Below are 1,377 nucleotides of genomic sequence, written 5' to 3'. Positions count from 1 at the left end.
GTGGTGATGACCATATCTGAGTAGTGGAGAGGTAGTCCACGCCGTTCAGTAGTGTTTTTTTCCGTCCATGCAGCAATGGCTGATTCATCTAGCCGTACGGTTAGAGAACCGCGCTGCTTGAGGGCCTTGTTATAAGAGGGCCAGTTGGTGATTTTAAAATTTTGTTTTGCCATGGAGACCTGATTTTGAAACAACTGTGTGATCTGCTCCGATGATTACCCAAAAGTTCTATTTATTCAACAAAGCCCCGTCAATGCGAAAAAATCTGAGCGATAGAGGGAAACCAATTCCGACCGGTAGATCGATCATTTGGGTCTGCAGGAAACATTGTTGCCCGCATCTGCACTTAACTTGATGATATCCCAGAGTGCCAGCGCGGTAATCAGTGCAAACCTGATGCGAAAACTGACTCCCGGTATGGCGGGTAGCATAAGCGTCTCGCTGATCCAGGCATCCGAGCGAATACACAGCGCACCGAGCGTGATGCCGAGGCCATTAGCCAACTGCAATGAGGTGCTGAAAAGCGTATTGGCCGAGCTCATCTCTTGCGCGGGAACATCGGCGAAGGCCAATGAACTGATCCCAGTGAATTGCATGGAGAGAAACAGACCGCCTAAAAACAGTACCACCAATGTCACCATTTGCGGTGTATCGGGGCTTAACAGTGCGCAGCCTAACAACGACAGTACGCAAAGAATACCGTTACCAATCAGCAATTTTTTAAAGCCAAAATAGCGGATAAGCGGCGTTGTCGCAGGTTTCATCGCCAGGTTACCGGAAAAAACCGCCAGTAATAACGCACCAGAGTGAAAGGCATCCATACCAAATCCCGCCTGAAACATCAGTGGTAGCAGGAAGGGAACGGAACTGATGGTTGCGCGTAAAACAAATCCTCCGCGCATGGTGATGCGGAATGTGGGAACGCTCAATGCGTCAAGGCGAATCAACGGGGTAGACGCGGTGCGCAGGTGTTTTATCGCCTAAAACAGGGCAAGCATACCGGCAGCGATGACGGCAAAGGCATATTTCGGGTGACTCTGTTGTTGACTGAGCATTTCCAACCCGGAAACCAGGCACAGCATGGTGATCCCGGTAGAGAGAAAGCCCCGGCTATCAAACGGCAGCTTCTCTTTTGGTTTCTGATTTTGCATTAAGCGCAGAGCGATAATGATGGCGATAATCCCTAACTGCATATTCGCATGCGATCGATCATCTGTACTAGCTCAGACCTGATCTAACAGTTACCGATTATTTATACAGGTGTCTGTCAGATTACATCTGGTTCAGATTCTTTTCTGCCCAGATCCGTTTTCCATCGAGTAAAGTGGCCATCGGCGTACGCCCGCAGCACATTTTTCCCTGATGAGTTCGCTCATT

At 49.2% G+C, this 1,377-nt stretch carries 3 protein-coding genes; all 3 read right to left on the bottom strand.

Going from position 1 to position 1,377, the window contains the following annotated elements; translation table 11 throughout:
* On the bottom strand, positions 1–173 hold a 173-nt coding region (locus QZ506_RS07465), incomplete at its 3' end, for a transposase (protein WP_291970133.1).
* A gap of 132 nt (positions 174–305) precedes the next feature.
* Positions 306–929, bottom strand: coding sequence for an MFS transporter (locus QZ506_RS07460; protein ID WP_367272985.1), 624 nt, complete (start codon positions 927–929; stop codon positions 306–308).
* 51 nt (positions 930–980) lie between these two features.
* The gene (locus QZ506_RS07455) at positions 981–1,193 is read right to left on the bottom strand and encodes a hypothetical protein (protein ID WP_291970130.1); all 213 of its coding nucleotides are present in this window, start codon (positions 1,191–1,193) and stop codon (positions 981–983) included.
* Between the last annotated feature and the right edge of the window lie 184 nt (positions 1,194–1,377).

The sequence above is a fragment of the Candidatus Symbiopectobacterium sp. genome, assembly GCF_020054415.1.
Lineage (GTDB): Bacteria > Pseudomonadota > Gammaproteobacteria > Enterobacterales > Enterobacteriaceae > Symbiopectobacterium.
Note: the sequence above shows the minus strand (reverse complement) of the source record. Positions and strands in the feature narration are given on the sequence as shown.